The following is an 18,386-nucleotide window of genomic DNA, read 5'->3' on the forward strand; positions in this document are numbered from 1 at the left end:
CTTCGCCGGTTACAAACTATACTGCTGCTATTGCCTTTTTTAATAAGGAGAGCAGCATGCCCCATTTTCATAGCGTCATCCCTCCGTATATTCTTCGCCGTATTATCGAAAGCGGTTCTGAGCCGCAGCAGCGCTGCGCCCGTCAGACCTTAACCCACGTCCAGACGCTGATGGCCCATATGCCGGGCAAACCCGCCGCCCCGCATGTTAATAAAGCCGGTCAGCTTGAGCGTGACATCTACGATGCGAAACAGACCCAGGAGCTGCCGGGTACCCAGGTGCGCTATGAAGGCCAGCCCTCCAACGGCGATGTGGCGGTGGATGAAGCGTACGATTATCTGGGTATCACCCATGATTTCTTCTGGAAAGAATATCAGCGCGATTCGCTCGATAACAAAGGGCTGATCCTCACCGGCACCGTGCACTATGGCCGGGAATATCAGAACGCCTTCTGGAACGGCCAGCAGATGGTCTTTGGCGACGGTGACGGAGAAATCTTCAACCGCTTCACCATTGCCATCGACGTGGTGGCGCATGAGCTGAGCCACGGCGTGACCGAGACCGAAGCCGGACTGATCTATTTTGAGCAGTCGGGCGCGCTGAACGAGTCCTTATCAGACGTGTTCGGCTCGCTGGTGAAGCAATACCATCTTAAGCAAACCGCCGATCGGGCAGACTGGCTGATTGGTGAAGGGCTGCTGGCAGCGGGGATTAACGGCAAAGGGCTGCGCTCAATGTCTGAACCCGGTACCGCCTACGACGATCCGCTGCTCGGCAAAGACCCGCAGCCCGCGCACATGAAAGATTTCATCAAAACGCGCGAGGATAACGGCGGCGTGCATCTTAACTCCGGCATCCCCAACCGCGCGTTTTACCTGGCCGCAACGGCGATCGGTGGCTACGCCTGGGAAAAAGCGGGTTATGCCTGGTACGACACGGTTTGCGATCGCAACCTGGCGCAGGATGCGGATTTTGACGCTTTCGCAAAACTGACGATAGCGCACGGCGAGAAACGATCCGGTAGCGACGTTGGGGCGGCCATTAAACAAGCCTGGGAACAGGTGGGAGTACTGTAAATGCAGGTTCCGGAACTGACGGATGACGCCGTGGTTGAGCTGGCCCGGGAAGGCGGCGTCGCCTTTATCCCTAAGCTGAGCGGCCAGCGCACCATTGCGCTCTCCTCGCTTAATGAGGCCCAGCGCCAGCGCCTGGTGAGCATTCTTGAGCAGGCTTTCCCGCGCGGCCAGCCGCCCGGGCAAGCCTCTTCCCCCGGCAGCGGTGACCAGCGCTATTTCCGCATCCAGATTATCTGGACCGGCCAAAATCAGGCGCACTACGCCGATATCATCGTGCTGGTACCCGAGCAGGAAGCACCCGAGTCGCTGGTGGAACTGTGGCAGAAAGGTGAAGGCTGCGTGTGCGATTAACCTTCAGCCCGAACAAACTCCACGCGTTTTTTAGAGATAAGACCGTGGCCGTTCTGGCAAAAATAGTCCACCGCACCGCAGGCTTTTAGTACCTGGAGTGGCTGATGACACTCCGGGCAGCGGGCTTCGAGCGCGATATCTTTATTACAATTTTCGCAGTGCGCTACCCCGTTCAGGGGCTCCAGCGGTGTCTGGCAATCCGGGCAGGTAATCGTCATGGTGACTCCTTCAAAGCGTTCAGGTCTGCGATAATTTTACCACGTCGCGTTCAGTGCGGGCCACGCAACTGTTGCTGTAAGGTCAGCAGCAGCGTCACCTCCTCGACCCTCCGGCGCGTCGTGCGGCTCACCTGGTGCGGATCCCGTTCAAAGAGACTTTTTGCCCCCAGAATATGCTCCGCAAGGCAATGCTCGTAGATCGTACCGGGAATATGCCAGCGCTGAATTTCTTTACCCTTAATCAGCTCCAGCACATCTTCTGCGCCGCGTCGGTCGTGGCTGACGATACGCCCGTCGCGCAAATGGAAGCGTAATCCCTTTTGCCCACCCGCAGGTCCCGCGTATTTGTTAAGCCAGATGTCCACCGGCACGCCGCTGATGCTTCCCTGCAAATGCGCCTCGCCTTCCGCCGTGGTCAGATCGCCCGTTGCGATTTCGCGGTCCAGGCGGTCTTTTGCTGTCACCACCTGCAACGTCATATCGTCACTGCCGCCCAGGTAACGCACCGTTTCACGCAGCATCGCCAGCACGTGCGTACCGATATCCAGAATCACACCATCTGGATGGCGAAGCGTTCGCGCGTCTGGCTCGCCGGTGGCGAAGTTGAGCGCAATGGGCTCTCCTTCGGCGTTATACCCGCTTGGCTCCTGCAAAAAGCCTTCGATTTTGACGATGTCAGAAACATGAGCGACCAGTGATTGCTTTACGCTATCGAGACGCGCCATCCAGTGATCGAGCGCCAGCACGCGGTCGGCGGCTCCCGGTTGAGCCAGCAGCGCTTTCAGTTTTTCAATTTGGGGCAGCGTGGCGACAATCGGTTTTTCTACCACAATACGCGACGCGGGTGAGGCCAGCGCCTGCTCAAGTACCTCGAGATGGTACAGGGAGGAAGTGGTGATAAACAGGGTATCCAGCGGGTGGGAAAGAAGTTCACCGAGCGACGCGCAACGTGTGACCCCTTCAGGCTGCTTCTCGGGATAAATATCAAAACCTAAACAGCGCGGAGTATCAGGAAAAAGATTTCGTATTGCCGGTAAGTAAGCCGTTTCAACCACAGCACCAAGCCCAACAAACCCTAACAGCATGTTCTTACCTCGTTAAGTCAATTGCCGGGGCATAACGCCACCCCGGCAAGGTCGAGGCTTATCAGGCGTTAGCGGCCGGTTTAGTCTGCGCATTTTCCAGCATGCGGCGCACCGGAACAATGAGGACGATCAGCACCGCAGCACAAATCAGCAGCGCAATGGAGCAACGGGCAAAGAGGTCTGGCAGCATATCCAGCTGGTCGGCCTTCACGTGACCACCAATCAGCCCCGCAGCCAGGTTACCCAGCGCACTGGCGCAGAACCACAGGCCCATCATCTGGCCGCGCATTCTCTCCGGCGCCAGCAGGGTCATGGTCGCCAGACCAATCGGACTCAGGCACAGTTCCCCGAGCGTCAGCATCAGGATACTGCCCACCAGCCAGAACGGAGAAACCCCTGCCCCACCGTTGCTCAGCACGTTCTGCGCCGCCAGCATCATCAGGCCAAAGCCCGCCGCCGCGCACAGAATACCGATCACGAACTTGGTGATGCTGCTCGGACGAATGTTTTTGCTCGCCAGCTTCGGCCATGCCCAGCTAAATACCGGGGCCAGCAGAATGATGAACAGGGCATTGATCGACTGGAACCACACCGCCGGGATCTCAAAATCACCGATCATGCGGTTAGTGTAGTCGTTGGCGAACAGGTTGAAGGAGGTTGGCTTCTGCTCGAACGCGGACCAGAAGAACGCGGCGGAGACCAGCAGAATAAAGCACACCAGCAGCCTTGCGCGCTCTTTGCGATTCAGCCCGGCGAAGATGAACAGATAGATGAAGTAGAGCGCGACGGAGGCGGCAATCACATACACCAACACGCTGGCGACCGCGACCGGATTAATCACAATCACGCCCTGGGCAATCAACGTTACGATGATTGCAACACCCACAGCCAGCGCCAGCAGCCAGGCACCCACGCCGTTACGTTTCACTACCGGACTGTTCCAGGTGGAGTCCAGACCGACTTCACTGTCGTAGCGCTTCATGGCCGGAACGGCAAACACGCGGAAGATAATCAGGGCGACCAGCATCCCGATACCACCGATACCAAAGCCCCAGTGCCAGCCGTGGGTTTTAATCAGCCAGCCGGAAATCAGAGGGGCAATGAACGAGCCCATGTTGATGCCCATATAGAACAGCGAGAAACCGCCGTCACGACGCGCATCGCCTTTTTTATACAGGGTGCCGACCATGACCGAGATACAGGTCTTGAACAGGCCGGAGCCGAGCACGATAAACATCAGGCCGATGAAGAACAGGTTGTCGCCCATAATGGCCGACAGGGCGATCGACAGGTGCCCGAGCGCAATCAAAATCGAACCGTACCAGACGGCCCGCTGCTGGCCGAGCCAGTTATCCGCCAGCCAGCCGCCCGGCAGCGCAGCGAGGTACATGGTGCCGGCAAAGATGCCGACAATCGCCGAGGCGTTTTCACGCGCCAGGCCCATCCCGCCGTCATAGACGGTGGCGGCCATAAACAGAATCAGTAGCGGGCGAATACCGTAAAACGAAAAACGCTCCCACATCTCGGTGAAGAACAGCGAACCGAGCGGATAAGGATGGCCGAAGAAGGTTCGGCTCTCTTTTTGATTAACAGAGGATTGCATAATTCTCCCGAAAAGGTATGTGTCGTGCTTGTAAACACCAGCATGTACGCCGAACGGTTACGTATCCGATCGATTTTTTACATGCGGCGAAATGTTGGTTAACCATTTGATAACCAGGCGCTAGTTTTGTCTAGTACCGAACCCTGGACTTTAAGACGAAAATTCGATGATTGTCTACTTTCTTAGATATAAACATGGTTAAAAGCGAATAGTGATTGACATCACACAGGGAAGGCAGGCCTTTTGAATGGGCGAAAAAAACCCGCGACAGGCGCGGGTTTTAGTGAGTTCGGTAAGAATTATTTGCTTTTCTTAATGTGCTTAATCAAACGCTTACGCTTACGCATCTGGTTCGGCGTCAGGGTGTTGCGTTTATTCGCAAACGGGTTCTCCCCTTCCTTGAACTGAATACGGATAGGCGTACCCATCACGTCCAGCGACTTGCGGAAGTAGTTCATCAGGTAGCGTTTGTAGGAGTCCGGCAGATCCTTCACCTGGTTACCGTGGATCACCACGATAGGCGGGTTATACCCCCCGGCGTGAGCATATTTCAACTTCACGCGACGACCGCGCACCAGCGGCGGCTGGTGGTCTTCAGCAGCCATGTTCATGATACGGGTCAGCATCGCCGTGCTCTGACGGCGGGTAGAGCTGTCATAGGCTTCACGAACGGATTCGAACAAGTTGCCAACACCACTCCCGTGCAGGGCAGAGATGAAGTGAACGCGGGCAAAGTCGATAAAGCCCAGACGGAAGTCCAGCGTCTCTTTCACCTGCTCGCGCACTTCATTGCTCAGGCCGTCCCACTTGTTGACGACGATAACCAGTGAGCGCCCACTATTGAGGATAAAGCCGAGCAGAGAGAGATCCTGATCGGAGATACCTTCACGTGCGTCGATGACCAGCAGCACCACGTTGGCGTCTTCAATCGCCTGAAGGGTTTTGATCACCGAGAATTTTTCTACCACATCGGTGATTTTCCCACGCTTACGCACCCCTGCGGTGTCGATAAGTACGTACTCACGTTCATCGCGCTGCATTGGAATGTAAATGCTGTCACGCGTTGTGCCTGGCATGTCGTAAACCACCACGCGCTCTTCACCGAGAATACGGTTAGTAAGCGTAGACTTACCTACGTTTGGGCGACCCACGATAGCCAGCTTGATAGGCAGATCCTGCGGGTTGAAGTCGTCTTCCGGCTCTTCCTCGCCTTCCTCTCCGGCTTCAAACTGCGCCCAGTATTCAGCGTCCTCGTCCACCTCTTCCGGCGGGTTCACTTCATCTACCCACGGCAGCAGAACGGTTTCCAGCAGGCTGGTGACGCCACGACCATGCGAGGCCGCGATAGGATAAATATCGCCCAGGCCTAAAGACCAGAAATCCGCAACAGCCTGATCGGCATCGATGCCGTCAGTTTTGTTCGCCACCAGGAAGGTAGGCTTTTCGCGTGAACGCAGATGTTTAGCAATAGCAGAATCCGCGGGCATCAGGCCAGCGCGAGCATCCACCATAAACAGAACCACATCCGCTTCTTCGATAGCCAGCAGAGATTGCTCTGCCATGCGGGTTTCTACGCCGTCTTCCGTACCGTCAATACCCCCGGTATCGATACAGATGAACTCGCGTCCTTCCACCTCTGCACGACCGTACTTACGGTCACGCGTCAGCCCCGGGAAATCCGCAACCAGCGCATCACGGGTGCGTGTTAAACGGTTAAAAAGAGTGGATTTTCCAACGTTAGGGCGCCCGACAAGCGCGACCACAGGTACCATGTTTGAAGCCTCATAAAATTCAAAATAACGTCGCTTTCGCAGCGTTTTTAAAAATGTCAAAACGGCTCCTGAGTGAACAGGAGCCGTTTAGTATACTACAACCGCCGTGTAATTAACGCGTGATCGCGTACAGCGTGCCGTCTTTTGCCTGAATCAGCAGTTTGCCGTCAGCCACAACGGGCTCCGTCAGGAAGCCTGAGCTATCCACTTTCTGCTGTGCCACGAAGCGACCATTCTCTGGATCGATCCAGTGCATATAGCCTTCGCTGTCGCCCACCACCAGGCTGCCGTTATACAGTGCTGGTGCGGTCAGCAGACGGTGCAGCAGATCGCTCTGCGTCCACAGCGTCACGCCACCTTCGGTGCTCAGCGCCAGCAGACGGTCGTTCTGATCCACCATATAAATACGGTTGCCGTCGACGATGAAATCGTTCACGGAACCCAGCTCACGTTTCCACATGATCTGGCCGCTACGCAGGTCCAGCGCCGTCAGGTTGCCGTTGTACGCCAGCGCGTAAACCACACCGTCGACGATAACTGGCGTGGTGTCCACGTCACTCAGACGGTCAATTTCAGTTGAACCGGTCGCCTGGGAAATACGCTGCTGCCAGATCATCTGGCCCTGCTGCATCAGTACCGCGCTGACACGGCCGTTGTCACCGCCCACAATGGCGGCGCCAAAGGCGGTCGCCGGAGCAGATTCACCACGCAGAGACAGCGCTGGCATATCCAAGTTAACCGTCCATTTTACCAGACCATCGGCTTCGTTCAGCGCCTGCAACTGGCCGTTGCTGGTATGGATCAGCACCAGGCCGTCGCTGACAACCGGACGCGACAAGGATTCACCGGCAACGGTGGTCTGCCATGCAACCGAACCGTCGCTGGCATTCAGCGCGTAAACCTGCGCTTTTTCGCTGCCCACATACACGTGACCGCCAGCAACGGTCAGGCCGCCAGAAAGCAGTGCAGGTTTACGGGAGAACCAGCCGTCTTTTTCCGCCAGGTTAATGGACCACACTTCTTTTCCGTCATCAGCGTTCAGCGCTTTAACGGTGCCTTTGCGATCGGCCGCATAGACAACGCCGTCAGCAAATGCCGGGTGCAGGTTGGAATAAAAATCGCCAATACCATCTCCCACAGAGGTGTCCCAGGCGGTGGATGGGGTGAACTGGTTTTCAACCGTCGGCAGCGGGGACATTTTAACAACGTCTTCTTCGCCACTGAACAGTGAACAACCACTCAATAACGTAACAGAAAGCAGTCCTGGCAGAAGTAATTTACGCAATTGCATTGGGTCCCTCTCAGACGGACAAATTATTTATTTTCATCTGCATCATTTCGCTCAGCGCAGGTGAAGCTTTACTATCCACGCCAGCTTGCCACGCTTTACGCGCGCCCGCTTTATCACCTTTACTCAGCAGTGCTTCACCGCGAAGATCGGCAACAATAGCGGCAAAGCCTTCGCCTTTGATGGTATCAAGCGTTTTCAGCGCGTCGTCGGCTTTTTTCTGCTGAACCTGGATACGCGCCAGACGCAGATTGATCACCGCTTTCAGATTTTCGTCACTGGCAGCAGCAAGCCCCTGAGACAGTTGCGCAGCGGCTTTGTCCAGTTCGTTTTTATCAACATACTGCTGAGCCACTTCCAGCGCAGCCAGCGCGCCGTAGGTGTTTTTGTTGTCAGCGGCAAATTTCTCCGCAGCTGTCAGCGTTTGCGGCTGATCGGCACGGATTGCGCTAACGGTATTTTCGTAGTTCAGGGACGAACCGCGAGCAGAGTCAGCCTGATGATTGTTCCAGTAACGCCAGCCTACCAGCGCACCAACACCTAAAATAACCCCTACAACCAGTGCCTTGCCGTTTTCAGCAAAGAAGCGCTTAACCGCATCAACCTGGTCGTGTTCGTTCTCGTAAATTTCCACGCAGTCCTTCTCCTTAGCCCAATAGAGTGCGCAAGTGCGCCGCAACGCCATCCTGCGTTACCGTAGTTTGCTCACCAGAGCGCAGGTCTTTGACTACCACTTCGCCGTTGGCCACTTCGGACTCACCCAGCACCAGTGCGATACTTGCGCCCCACTTATCGGCACGAGCAAACTGTTTTTTAAAGTTGCCGCCGCCGTGGTTGGTCATCAGCTTAACGTCCGGCAGCGCATCGCGCACGCGTTCGGCAAGCTGCATCGCCGCAGACTGCGTATCCGCACCTGAGGCCACCAGGTATATATCGACAACAGGATCGGCTTTAAATTCCGGATTAACTGCCTGAACCAGCAAAACAAGTCGCTCAAGGCCCATCGCGAAGCCTACAGCCGGTGCTGCGCGACCACCCAGTTGTTCGACCAGACCGTCATAACGACCGCCGGCACAGACGGTGCCCTGCGAACCGAGGCTGGTGGTGACCCACTCAAATACGGTGCGGTTGTAGTAGTCCAGACCGCGCACCAGACGCTGGTTAACGGTATAAACAATGCCCGCCGCTTCAAGCAGCTTGCACAGGCCGGCAAAGTGTTCGCGGGAATCCTCATCCAGGTAGTCACCCAGCGCTGGCGCATCGTTCAGCAGCGCCTGTACGTCAGGATTTTTGGAATCGAGTACGCGCAGCGGGTTGCTGTACATACGACGCTTACAGTCTTCGTCGAGCTTCTCTTTGTGCTGTTCCAGGAACGCCACCAGCGCATCGCGATAGTTCGCACGCGCTTCCAGAGAACCGATAGAGTTCAGCTCCAGGGAAACGTGCTCAGAAATACCGAGCGCACGCCACCAGCGGGCAGTAAGCATAATCAGTTCGGCATCAATATCTGGTCCTTGCAGACCAAACACTTCCACGCCAAGCTGGTTGAACTGACGGTAGCGGCCTTTTTGCGGACGTTCGTGGCGGAACATCGGGCCGATATACCACAGGCGCTGCTCCTGATTGTACAGGAGACCATGTTCGATGCCGGCGCGTACGCAACCCGCCGTCCCCTCAGGACGCAGAGTCAGGCTGTCGCCGTTGCGGTCCTCAAAGGTGTACATCTCTTTTTCAACCACGTCGGTTACTTCGCCGATCGCGCGTTTGAATAACGGGGTCTGCTCTACAATCGGCAAACGAATTTCGCTGTAACCGTAGCTGCCGAGCACCTGCTTCAGTGTGCCTTCAATGCGCTGCCAGATGGCGGTTTCGCCAGGCAGATAATCGTTCATGCCGCGGATGGCTTGAATGTTTTTTGCCACGTTTATTCTCTTTCTATATACAAAAAAGAACCCAAAGAATGGGTTCAATCATACATGGGAAGCAGCCTGCTTCCCATCACGTTATTTTTCAACCTGCTGAACGCTGATGCGCTTCGCTTCGTCCATCATCGTCGCTTTCGCGCGAATCCGGGCTTCGAGCTGGTCGATCATATCACTATTATCCAGACGATCTTTACGAACGCCATCTTCATAGAGACCACTTTTCTTGTTACCGCCGGTCACGCCCAGCGTGGACACCAGCGCTTCACCCGGACCGTTCACCACGCAGCCGATGATGGAAACGTCCATTGGGGTGATGATGTCTTCCAGGCGCTGCTCCAGAGCATTCACGGTGCCGATCACGTCAAACTCCTGACGTGAACAGGTTGGGCAGGCAATGAAGTTGATCCCACGCGCGCGGATACGCAGTGATTTCAGGATGTCGAAACCGACTTTGATCTCTTCCACCGGATCGGCGGCCAGGGAGACGCGTAACGTGTCGCCGATGCCTTCAGAGAGCAGCAGGCCGAGACCAATCGCCGATTTTACCGAACCGCTGCGCAGACCGCCCGCCTCGGTGATCCCAAGGTGGAGCGGCTGATCGATCTGTTTTGCCAGCAGACGATACGATTCAACGGCCAGGAAGACGTCAGACGCTTTCACGCTCACTTTAAACTGATCGAAGTTAAGGCGATCCAGATGATCGACGTGACGCATTGCGGATTCGAGCAGCGCCTGCGGCGTCGGCTCACCGTACTTTTCCTGGAGATCTTTTTCCAGAGAGCCAGCGTTCACGCCGATACGGATTGGAATGTTTTTGTCGCGGGCGCAGTCAACCACCATGCGAATGCGCTCTTCGTTGCCGATGTTGCCTGGGTTAATACGCAGGCAATCGACACCATATTCAGCGACTTTCAGCGCGATACGGTAATCGAAGTGAATATCGGCAACCAGCGGAACGCTCACCTGCTGCTTGATCAGTTTGAACGCCTCGGCGGCATCCATGGTCGGTACAGAGACGCGAACAATGTCCGCGCCTACGCGTTCTAATGCTTTGATTTGATTGACCGTCGCTTCTACATCCGTAGTACGCGTATTGGTCATCGACTGGACGGCGATAGGCGCCCCATCGCCGACTGGCACGTTCCCAACGTAAATCCGTTTCGATTTTCTACGTTGAATAGGAGCCTGGTTATGCATGTAAAATCTCCCGCATTGCCCGTCTGTTACTGTGCTGCTGATTGTTCGGCATTAACGGTAAGACGCGCAACCTGGTTAGTTCTGATAAAGCGGCTCAGATCGACAGGTTTTCCTTGATACTGGATCTGTACCGCTGCCGGTGCGCCGATTTTAAGCTTGTAAGGTGCCTGGCCCGTTAGATTTAACGTGCCATCTTTACGTTGCAGGCCGCTGAACAGCTTTTTACCTGTCGCATCAGTCACTTCCAGCCAGCAATCCGCCGTGAAATTCATCACCAGCGCATTCGGGTCAACGGCAGGTGCCGCCGTACCCGCCGGGTCAGTTGGCAGTGACGCCGCGGTGTTATCTGCCGGTGCCGTTGCCGCAGGGGCGGTATCAACATTGGCCTGTGAAGGTGATACGACCGCGTTCTGATCCTGGGCCTGGGTGGCTGGTGCGGTATTCGCCGTCGCTTCTGGCGTCGTCGCTGGCTCGGTTGCAGGCGTGCTGCTTGCTGCCGCTTGAGGTTCGCTGGAGGTCGCAGCTCCTTCGGTGCTCAGCGGCACGCTTTGCGCGCCGTTATTACCAGACTGATTGAGCTCAGCGGAGGACTGATCGGCCATCGTCGTGATCTCTTCCTGCTGCGCTTTGTGGTTTTGCCACCACCATGCGCCCGTCAGGCCGACAACCACGAACAGGACCAGCCAGGTAAAGCTCATCAGCCAGCCATCGCGTTTTTTACGACGTTTACCCAGAGAGAAGCTCTGCATCGGCGCAACTTTTGCCGCACGCACAGGCGCCTGCTTCTCCATCATCGGCAGTAATTCGTCTTCAGGGATATGAACCAGTTTGGCGTAAGAACGGATATAACCGCGCAGAAACGTTGAAGCCAGATCGGCGGGTGCCTTATCTTCTTCAATATCGCGAACGGTGGAAACCTTCAGGCACAGGCGTTCTGCAACGGCTTGCTGGCTGAGTCCGAGTTGTTCACGGGCGTTGCGAAGACGAACGCCAGTGGAGAGTGCTGCATTTTGATCGTGAGTGGCTTCAGTATTCATTCGCTACAACTACTGGTACGTGAAAATAAGGGTTCAGGTGCCGGTGAGTCACAATGCCACCCGCACCGCGAAACTTTAGGTCAGTTAACCTGGAACAAACAGTATAAGACTGTCGGGCCGCAGATGACAGCGCTGGCAGGCCTTCACGCTAAACTGTTGTTACGTCGTTACATACTGCCCGAAAGTCGTATGAAACGCACCGTAATTATTAATCAGTCATAATGATTGTGACTGAATATTCAGTAAATTAATGCTTCACGGCGCAAAAAACGCGCCGTGTCTGCATAATAATCAAACGGTTTTGACCGCGATCGACTCACCCTGCATGCGCTTACGCAGCGTACGTTTGGTACGGTCAATAACGTCACCCGCCAGCTGACCACAGGCTGCGTCGATATCATCGCCACGCGTTTTACGAACGATGGTGGTGAAACCATACTCCATCAGCACTTTTGAGAAGCGATCGATACGGCTGTTCGAGCTACGGCCATACGGCGCGCCCGGGAACGGGTTCCATGGGATCAGGTTGATCTTACATGGCGTATCTTTCAGCAGTTCAGCCAGCTCGTGTGCATGCTCGGTACCGTCGTTAACATGATCCAGCATCACGTATTCAATGGTCACGCGGCCCTGGTTAGCGTTGGATTTCTCCAGGTAACGGCGCACGCCAGCCAGGAAGGTTTCGATATTGTACTTTTTGTTGATCGGCACAATTTCGTCACGGATGGCGTCGTTTGGCGCGTGAAGGGAGATGGCCAGCGCAACGTCAATCATGTCGCCCAGTTTGTCCAGCGCAGGCACAACGCCGGAAGTAGAGAGCGTAACGCGGCGCTTGGACAGACCAAAACCGAAATCGTCGAGCATGATTTCCATCGCCGGAACGACGTTGGTCAGGTTGAGCAGCGGTTCACCCATCCCCATCATCACCACGTTGGTGATTGGACGTGTACCGGTGACTTTCGCCGCGCCCACAATTTTCGCCGCACGCCAGACCTGGCCGATAATTTCCGACACGCGCAGGTTACGGTTAAAGCCCTGCTGCGCCGTAGAGCAGAATTTGCACTCCAGCGCACAGCCCACCTGAGAAGAGACGCACAGCGTGGCGCGATCGTCTTCCGGGATATACACGGTTTCAACGCGCTGATCGCCAACGGCAATGGCCCACTTGATGGTGCCATCTGAAGAGCGCTGCTCTTCCACCACTTCCGGTGCGCGGATTTCCGCCACTTCTTTAAGCTTATTGCGCAGCACTTTGTTGATGTCCGTCATGTCATCAAAGTTGTCGCTGCAATAGTGGTACATCCATTTCATGACCTGATCGGCACGAAATGGCTTCTCGCCCATCTCTTTAAAGAACTCGCGCATCTGCTGACGGTTCAGGTCCAGCAGGTTAATTTTTCCATTTTTATTGGGAACCGCAGGAATGGCGACTTCGGAGGTATTCACTAATTCAGACATAATTTTTTCCGGCCTCGTTGTTACACGTTGTGGCCCTTGGTGGGTTGAAAAGAAACGCCCCGGTAAGCAGTCTGCTCGTCCGGGGCGTTGCATTGTACAAAGTCTGGCGCAGGGATGCCACGTTTGCACGCGGCATTTACGAAATTATTAGCGAGTGCGCGGGCACACTTCGCCTTCAGCGAAGAAGAACGCGATTTCGCGCGCAGCAGATTCAACAGAGTCGGAACCGTGGGTGCCGTTCTCGGTGAAGCTGTCTGCATAGTCGGCGCGCAGAGTACCTGCCAGCGCGTTGTCCGGGTTGGTTGCACCCAGCAGATCGCGGTGACGCTGTACCGCGTTTTCGCCTTCCAGTACGGATACCACGATTGGGCCAGAGGTCATGAACTCGACCAGACCATCAAAGAATGGGCGACCTTCGTGCTCAGCGTAAAAACCGCGAGCCTGCTCAACGGTCAGGTGCAGCATTTTGGTGCCAACGATCTTAAACCCTGCTGATTCAAAGCGAGCGAAGATGCTGCCAATAACGTTTTTTGCCACCGCGTTTGGTTTGATGATGGAAAAAGTACGTTCAATAGCCATTGATAACCTCTGTAAAATGTTCTGTTGTTTTTGCATACCTGAGTATGGTGTGGCGCGGATTATAAAGAGCAATAGCGCCATTGCCTATGGTTATGCATAACATTTTTTTAAAATGAGACGAAGATTAGCAACAGCTCGTATTTCGCATACCGTGTTGATGATGAAAACAGAGCGGACACTGCTTTTCATCAGACGTAAATGACCAGAAATGACGGTGGCACGTCAGGCAAACGGCTTCATATGCCGGTATGGTCACGCTTTTCGCTGTTCCTTCTGTTTGCGTCACGTTTACCGCCGCATGCTGGCATACCGCTTCGCAGCCGCCGCACCCCGTACAGCGTCCGGTTTCCACGATCAGTTCAGCGTTCTCAAACCGAATCGCGTTTTCCATACAACTTCGCCAACACGCGCCGCACAGTATGCAGGATTTGGCATCGAGAGTTATCTCTGCCTCGCTAAACGCAGAAAACGCCCTGCGCAGTTCACGCTGACCGGGCACGACGCTACAGGCCCGGACATCCTCACGGGGAACGTGCATCAGCGCACGCCGGGCGGTATTAACCTCGTTGACGGGTATATGTTTAAACGCCCACGCCGCTTCACCGCGTCGGCGAAGCGCCAGATTCAGCCGGGCAATCGCCAGCAACCAGTCAGGATTCTGCTCCGCGTCGATACTGATAAAACGAACGTGGTACTGCGCGTGCCACAGCAGAAGCTCATTCACCCCTGGCGCACGGTCAGTAAACGGCCCAACAAGCGTATCGCCACACAGAAAGCGTTTTCGCGGCGTGATGCCGGTGATGGCCTCAGCGGGGCAGACGAACAGGCAGTCACCGCATTCAATACAGCGGCTGTCATCAACCGAGACGCTTGAGTCGGTAAAAGTAAAAGCCTGCACAGGACAGACGTCCGCGCAGGCGAGGCAGGAAGCGTGGCGAAAACGGCGACGGACGCACGCATGCGTCACGTCCATCGCCGGGGCAAAGGTCAATCCACCCATCAGCCAATACTGAAGAAAACGAAGCGCAGCATCAGCTCACCGACAATCAGCAATGCGCTTCCCAGCAGCATGGGAGATCGCGCCGCTTTCAGACCGCCCGCAGCAAAGCACAGCATACCCGCAACGGATACGCACCAGCTCAGCAGATGAACGGTTCGCAGTTGCTCCAGCATCTGTAGCGGTGCGTGAGGGAACGTCACCACGGTGTTGTCCATAGCCGTAATATCTGCCAGCCAGACGGGCTGCATCACCAGACGCACAAGCACCAGCAGCGTGATAATGACAACCGCCGCACGCACGGTAGTCTGGGAACGCGTCCCAACGGCCATGCAGGCTGAGCCGATAATCCCCACCGAACCGAAAAACAGCACCAGCGTGTTAACGTGCTGCCATGTCACCACGGATGCGTGCATGTAGATCTGCGCCATGCAGAACACGTCGACTAAACCAACCAGACCTGCCACAACCAACAGTGGCTTCCAGCCTGGCTTTTTGACAAACATCAGCAGCGTTGCGAAGCCAAGCGCCGCAAGATAAAGACTGGCAAAGATAATCTCACGACTCAGCCAGGAGCTGGATACGTGGCGCAGCGCGTTAAGAGCATTAAGCGGATAGCCCATGTGCAGCGCGGAGGCGAGCAGCCCCAGACTCGCCAGCACAAACGCTCCGGCTGCCGGCAGCAGCGCGCTGCGTTGCGTGCTTCCGAACGCCAGCCACAGCGTAACGCCAACCGATCCTTGCAGGAACAACGTAAAAATCAGCAGTGGTAACTCATGCATGACGTTTCCCCTCTTTCTCTGCGCCCTGATGCGCTTTGATCACCAGGTTTGGTTTGGTGATGGAGGAATCAGGCAGGCCTTTCACATCACAGACCGCACCATACTTCGCCCGCAGTTCATCAATCGGCCCGAATTTAATCGCTTCGAGTGGACAGGTTGCCACACAGACGGGCTGCTCTCCCTTCGCCTGGAGATCCACGCAGAAATCACATTTGGACATCTGCCCGGTCTGCTCGTTGAGCTGTGGCGCGCCGTAAGGGCAAGACCATGCGCAGTAGCCGCAGCCGACACACTTATCAGTATCAACGCGCACAATGCCGTCCCCCGGACGCTTATGCATCGCGGTGGTTGGACAGTTTTTGGTGCAGACAGGATCTGCGCAGTGGTTACAGGAAATAGAGAGCGTGTAGGCAAAAACGTTGTTGCTGACGCCGCCCTGCCCGGTCGGGATAAAACTCCCGCCGTTGACTTCATAAACGCGACGGAAACGACGTCCGACCTCAAGGTTGTTTTTATCTTTGCACGCCACCTGGCATGCCTTGCAGCCCGAGCAGCGAGAAGAGTCGATATAAAAACCCAGCTGTTTGTCGCTCACCGGTGCGTAATGTTTAAACTGACTCATGCTTTAGCTACCTCCACCAGCATGGTTTGATGGGAATTCCCTTTCGCAAGCGCGGTAATACGGGCGGAACTGAGCACGTTTGCGCAGCCGCCTTTATCGATACCCTGCGCGTCCGGCTGCCACCAGGCGCCTGCCTGCATGGCCACCACGCCTGGAATGATGCGCGGCGTGACCTCCGCCGGGATCTCACAAATGCCGCGCGCGTTATGAATACGCACGGTATCCCCCTGCGCAATGCCGCGCTTTTGCGCATCCTGCGGGTTGATCCACAGCTTTTGCTGCTGCGCCTCAATTAACCACGGGTTGGCGTACTGGGTGGAGTTAGCGCGGTTTTTCCCTTTCCAGGTGATCAGCTGGAGCGGGAAGGTTTTGACCAGCTCGTCTTCCGGCCCTTCATGGGCTGGCACGTAGTGCGACAGCGCCGGGATTTCCGGGTGCTGCATGTCGTACAGACGCTTCGAGAAGATCTCAATTTTTCCGGACGGCGTCTGGAACGGATGATTCTGCGGATCGCGAATGTTGTCTTCAAAGGCAACGTACGGCGCGCTTTTGAAAAGATGCTGACGCGTCTTCTGTAGCGTCGCGAAGTCCGGCAGGTTTTCATCCGGCATGGACAGCCGCGTCTGCTCCCAGATGTGCTCAATCCACGCTTTTTCGTCACGGCCCTCGCTGAACGCTGGCTCGACGCCAAGCTTAGCAGCGACCTCCCGTAGCCAGTCGTAGTCTGAACGGCGTTCAAATTCAGGTTCAATCAGCTTTTCTGACAGGATCAGATAGCTTGCGGTGCCCCAGGTTTCGCCGATATTCCAGCGTTCCATGAAGCTGGTTTCCGGCAAAAGCAGGTCGGCGTATCTGGCGCTCGGCGTCATAAACAGATCGCTTGCGACGATAAACTCGATTTTCGACTCGTCTTCCAGGACACGGGTTGCATGATGAAGATCCGGGTTCTGGTTAGCCAGATAATTGCCCGCCAGCGAGAACAGGATGCGGATATTGCTGTCCAGCTTCTCAGCATCCTTCAGGCCATCTTCCGCGGTTACCTTAGAAGCATCATCCGCGGCCTGGACCCAGTTCATGACCGAAATTTTGGCGTTGACCGGGTTGTCCGGCATCTCTGGCCCGGCCGCAAATTTGCGGTTTGCGCAGCCGCCATAGCCTGCTGCCCAGCCGCCTTTCACCCCGACGTTACCCGTTAGCGTGGCCAGTATCGTCGAGCCGCGCGCGGTGCGCTCGCCGCAGTTGTGACGCTGCGGTCCCCAGCCCTGGATCAGCGCGGCAGGTTTGGTGGTTGCGTAGTCGCGCGCCAGCTGACGAATAGTTTGTGCAGGCACGTGAGTGATTTTCTCTGCCCACTCGGGCGTTTTCGCCACGCCATCCTTTGCACCGCTCAGGTAAGCCATCAGGGATTCATTGGCCGGAACGCCCTCTGGCATGGCGTCTTCGTCAAAGCCCAGGGTGTAGCGTTGAATAAAGTCGCGATCGTGCAGATTCTCCGTGACGATCACATACATCATCGCGTCCATCAGGGCGTTGTCTGTCGTGGGAAGCAGCGGGATCCACTGATCGGCAAGGGAGGAAACCGTATCGGAATAGCGTGGGTCGACAACAATGAAGCGCGTGCCGTTTTGCTTCATCTTCTGGTAGAAGTGGTTGCTGTGCCCGAAGATGGTTTCCGTCGGGTTATGCCCCCAGAGAATGACCAGTTTGGTATCCAGCAGCGTGTCCAGAGAGCTGCCGCTGGCGGCGGTGCCATAGGTATACGGCGTTGCCGCCGCCGTGTTACCCATACTGACCGAGTGATAGCTTTCGAGATAGCCGCCGGTTAAGTTGAGCAGACGACGAACCATTTTATCGCCGGAAAAGGTCCCGCCGGACACCGCGGTGCCCACATGAACATAGCGTGACGCAGCACCGTATTTTTGCGTAATAGTTTTTAATTGATTCGCAATGAGGGTGGTGGCTTCATCCCAGGTAATACGCTCAAATTTTCCTTCGCCACGTTTACCTACGCGTTTCATTGGATATTTCAGTCGATCGGGGTGATAAACAAATTGCCGATAAGCCCGACCACGAACGCAGGCGCGCATTACTGGCATCTGCGGATCCAGCGCGTTATCCGGACGCGTTGAAATTCGGGTCACAACGCCATCACTGACGTGAGCACGAATATCACATTTGCCGCCGCAGTCAAACGTACTACAGGTTTGCACCACTGTTTCTTCAGGCGTAGCGTCTGAAACCGCCGCGCCCTGTGCCTGTACTTTGCCGGTTTTGACGACAAACGGCAGGGCGGCGAGCGCCGACCCTGCCTGAATAAACTGACGCCGGGATATGGCGGGAATAAGCCCTTCTCCCTGATGTTTATTTTTTTTCATTGCTCGTTCCTTCAAATAAAA

The 18,386-nt window shown here is 55.7% G+C and carries 17 protein-coding genes; 2 read left to right on the forward strand and 15 right to left on the reverse strand.

Annotated features, from left to right (window positions below; translation table 11 throughout):
• Positions 1-56 precede the first annotated feature (56 nt).
• On the forward strand, positions 57-1,076 hold the full coding sequence (locus O1721_RS20255; RefSeq protein WP_023295137.1) for a M4 family metallopeptidase: 1,020 nt from the start codon (positions 57-59) through the stop codon (positions 1,074-1,076).
• Positions 1,077-1,427 carry a protealysin inhibitor emfourin gene (locus tag O1721_RS20260; RefSeq protein WP_006811517.1) on the forward strand — a complete coding sequence of 117 codons (351 nt, stop codon included), beginning with the start codon at positions 1,077-1,079 and terminating at the stop codon, positions 1,425-1,427.
• Here O1721_RS20260 and O1721_RS20265 read toward each other — a convergent pair.
• The 15 genes from O1721_RS20265 to O1721_RS20335 all read right to left on the reverse strand — a co-directional run bounded on the left by O1721_RS20265 (position 1,424) and on the right by O1721_RS20335 (position 18,365).
• Positions 1,424-1,645, reverse strand: a complete 222-nt coding sequence (locus O1721_RS20265; protein WP_017692930.1) for a zinc ribbon domain-containing protein — start codon at positions 1,643-1,645, stop codon at positions 1,424-1,426. The two genes, O1721_RS20260 and O1721_RS20265, sit on opposite strands and share 4 nt — an antisense overlap.
• Before the next feature lie 50 nt (positions 1,646-1,695).
• Positions 1,696-2,730, reverse strand: a complete 1,035-nt coding sequence (locus tag O1721_RS20270) for a Gfo/Idh/MocA family oxidoreductase (protein WP_032649067.1) — start codon at positions 2,728-2,730, stop codon at positions 1,696-1,698.
• 61 nt (positions 2,731-2,791) lie between these two features.
• Positions 2,792-4,333 (reverse strand): peptide MFS transporter, encoded by a 1,542-nt coding sequence (locus O1721_RS20275; protein ID WP_015572174.1) that lies wholly within the window; start codon positions 4,331-4,333, stop codon positions 2,792-2,794.
• Positions 4,334-4,632: 299 nt separating this feature from the next.
• Positions 4,633-6,105 (reverse strand): ribosome biogenesis GTPase Der, encoded by a 1,473-nt coding sequence (gene der, locus O1721_RS20280; protein ID WP_022648998.1) that lies wholly within the window; start codon positions 6,103-6,105, stop codon positions 4,633-4,635.
• A 112-nt stretch (positions 6,106-6,217) separates the two neighbouring features.
• Entirely contained in the window at positions 6,218-7,396 is a 1,179-nt protein-coding gene (gene bamB / locus O1721_RS20285; RefSeq protein WP_017383525.1) for an outer membrane protein assembly factor BamB, read from the reverse strand.
• A gap of 10 nt (positions 7,397-7,406) precedes the next feature.
• Complete coding sequence (locus O1721_RS20290) at positions 7,407-8,027, reverse strand: YfgM family protein (RefSeq protein WP_017383526.1); 621 nt, start codon at positions 8,025-8,027, stop codon at positions 7,407-7,409.
• 13 nt (positions 8,028-8,040) lie between these two features.
• Positions 8,041-9,315 (reverse strand): histidine--tRNA ligase, encoded by a 1,275-nt coding sequence (gene hisS / locus O1721_RS20295; protein ID WP_032649069.1) that lies wholly within the window; start codon positions 9,313-9,315, stop codon positions 8,041-8,043.
• An 81-nt stretch (positions 9,316-9,396) separates the two neighbouring features.
• On the reverse strand, positions 9,397-10,515 hold the full coding sequence (gene ispG, locus O1721_RS20300) for a flavodoxin-dependent (E)-4-hydroxy-3-methylbut-2-enyl-diphosphate synthase (RefSeq protein ID WP_017383528.1): 1,119 nt from the start codon (positions 10,513-10,515) through the stop codon (positions 9,397-9,399).
• Between the two features lie 26 nt (positions 10,516-10,541).
• Positions 10,542-11,552, reverse strand: coding sequence for a cytoskeleton protein RodZ (gene rodZ / locus O1721_RS20305; protein WP_032649072.1), 1,011 nt, complete (start codon positions 11,550-11,552; stop codon positions 10,542-10,544).
• A gap of 291 nt (positions 11,553-11,843) precedes the next feature.
• Positions 11,844-13,010 carry a dual-specificity RNA methyltransferase RlmN gene (gene rlmN, locus O1721_RS20310; RefSeq protein WP_003860623.1) on the reverse strand — a complete coding sequence of 389 codons (1,167 nt, stop codon included), beginning with the start codon at positions 13,008-13,010 and terminating at the stop codon, positions 11,844-11,846.
• Between the two features lie 147 nt (positions 13,011-13,157).
• Positions 13,158-13,589, reverse strand: a complete 432-nt coding sequence (gene ndk / locus O1721_RS20315; protein ID WP_003860625.1) for a nucleoside-diphosphate kinase — start codon at positions 13,587-13,589, stop codon at positions 13,158-13,160.
• A gap of 124 nt (positions 13,590-13,713) precedes the next feature.
• Positions 13,714-14,589 carry a 4Fe-4S binding protein gene (locus tag O1721_RS20320; protein ID WP_032649074.1) on the reverse strand — a complete coding sequence of 292 codons (876 nt, stop codon included), beginning with the start codon at positions 14,587-14,589 and terminating at the stop codon, positions 13,714-13,716.
• Complete coding sequence (locus O1721_RS20325; protein ID WP_032103986.1) at positions 14,589-15,368, reverse strand: dimethyl sulfoxide reductase anchor subunit family protein; 780 nt, start codon at positions 15,366-15,368, stop codon at positions 14,589-14,591. The genes O1721_RS20320 and O1721_RS20325 overlap by 1 nt, the downstream gene beginning before the upstream one ends.
• The gene (locus O1721_RS20330) at positions 15,361-15,990 is read right to left on the reverse strand and encodes a DMSO/selenate family reductase complex B subunit (RefSeq protein ID WP_015572168.1); all 630 of its coding nucleotides are present in this window, start codon (positions 15,988-15,990) and stop codon (positions 15,361-15,363) included. The genes O1721_RS20325 and O1721_RS20330 overlap by 8 nt, the downstream gene beginning before the upstream one ends.
• Entirely contained in the window at positions 15,987-18,365 is a 2,379-nt protein-coding gene (locus tag O1721_RS20335) for a DMSO/selenate family reductase complex A subunit (protein ID WP_032649076.1), read from the reverse strand. Before O1721_RS20335 ends, O1721_RS20330 begins: the two co-directional genes overlap by 4 nt.
• Between the last annotated feature and the right edge of the window lie 21 nt (positions 18,366-18,386).

It is taken from the genome of Enterobacter cloacae complex sp. HYC033_NIDB (assembly GCF_056673335.1).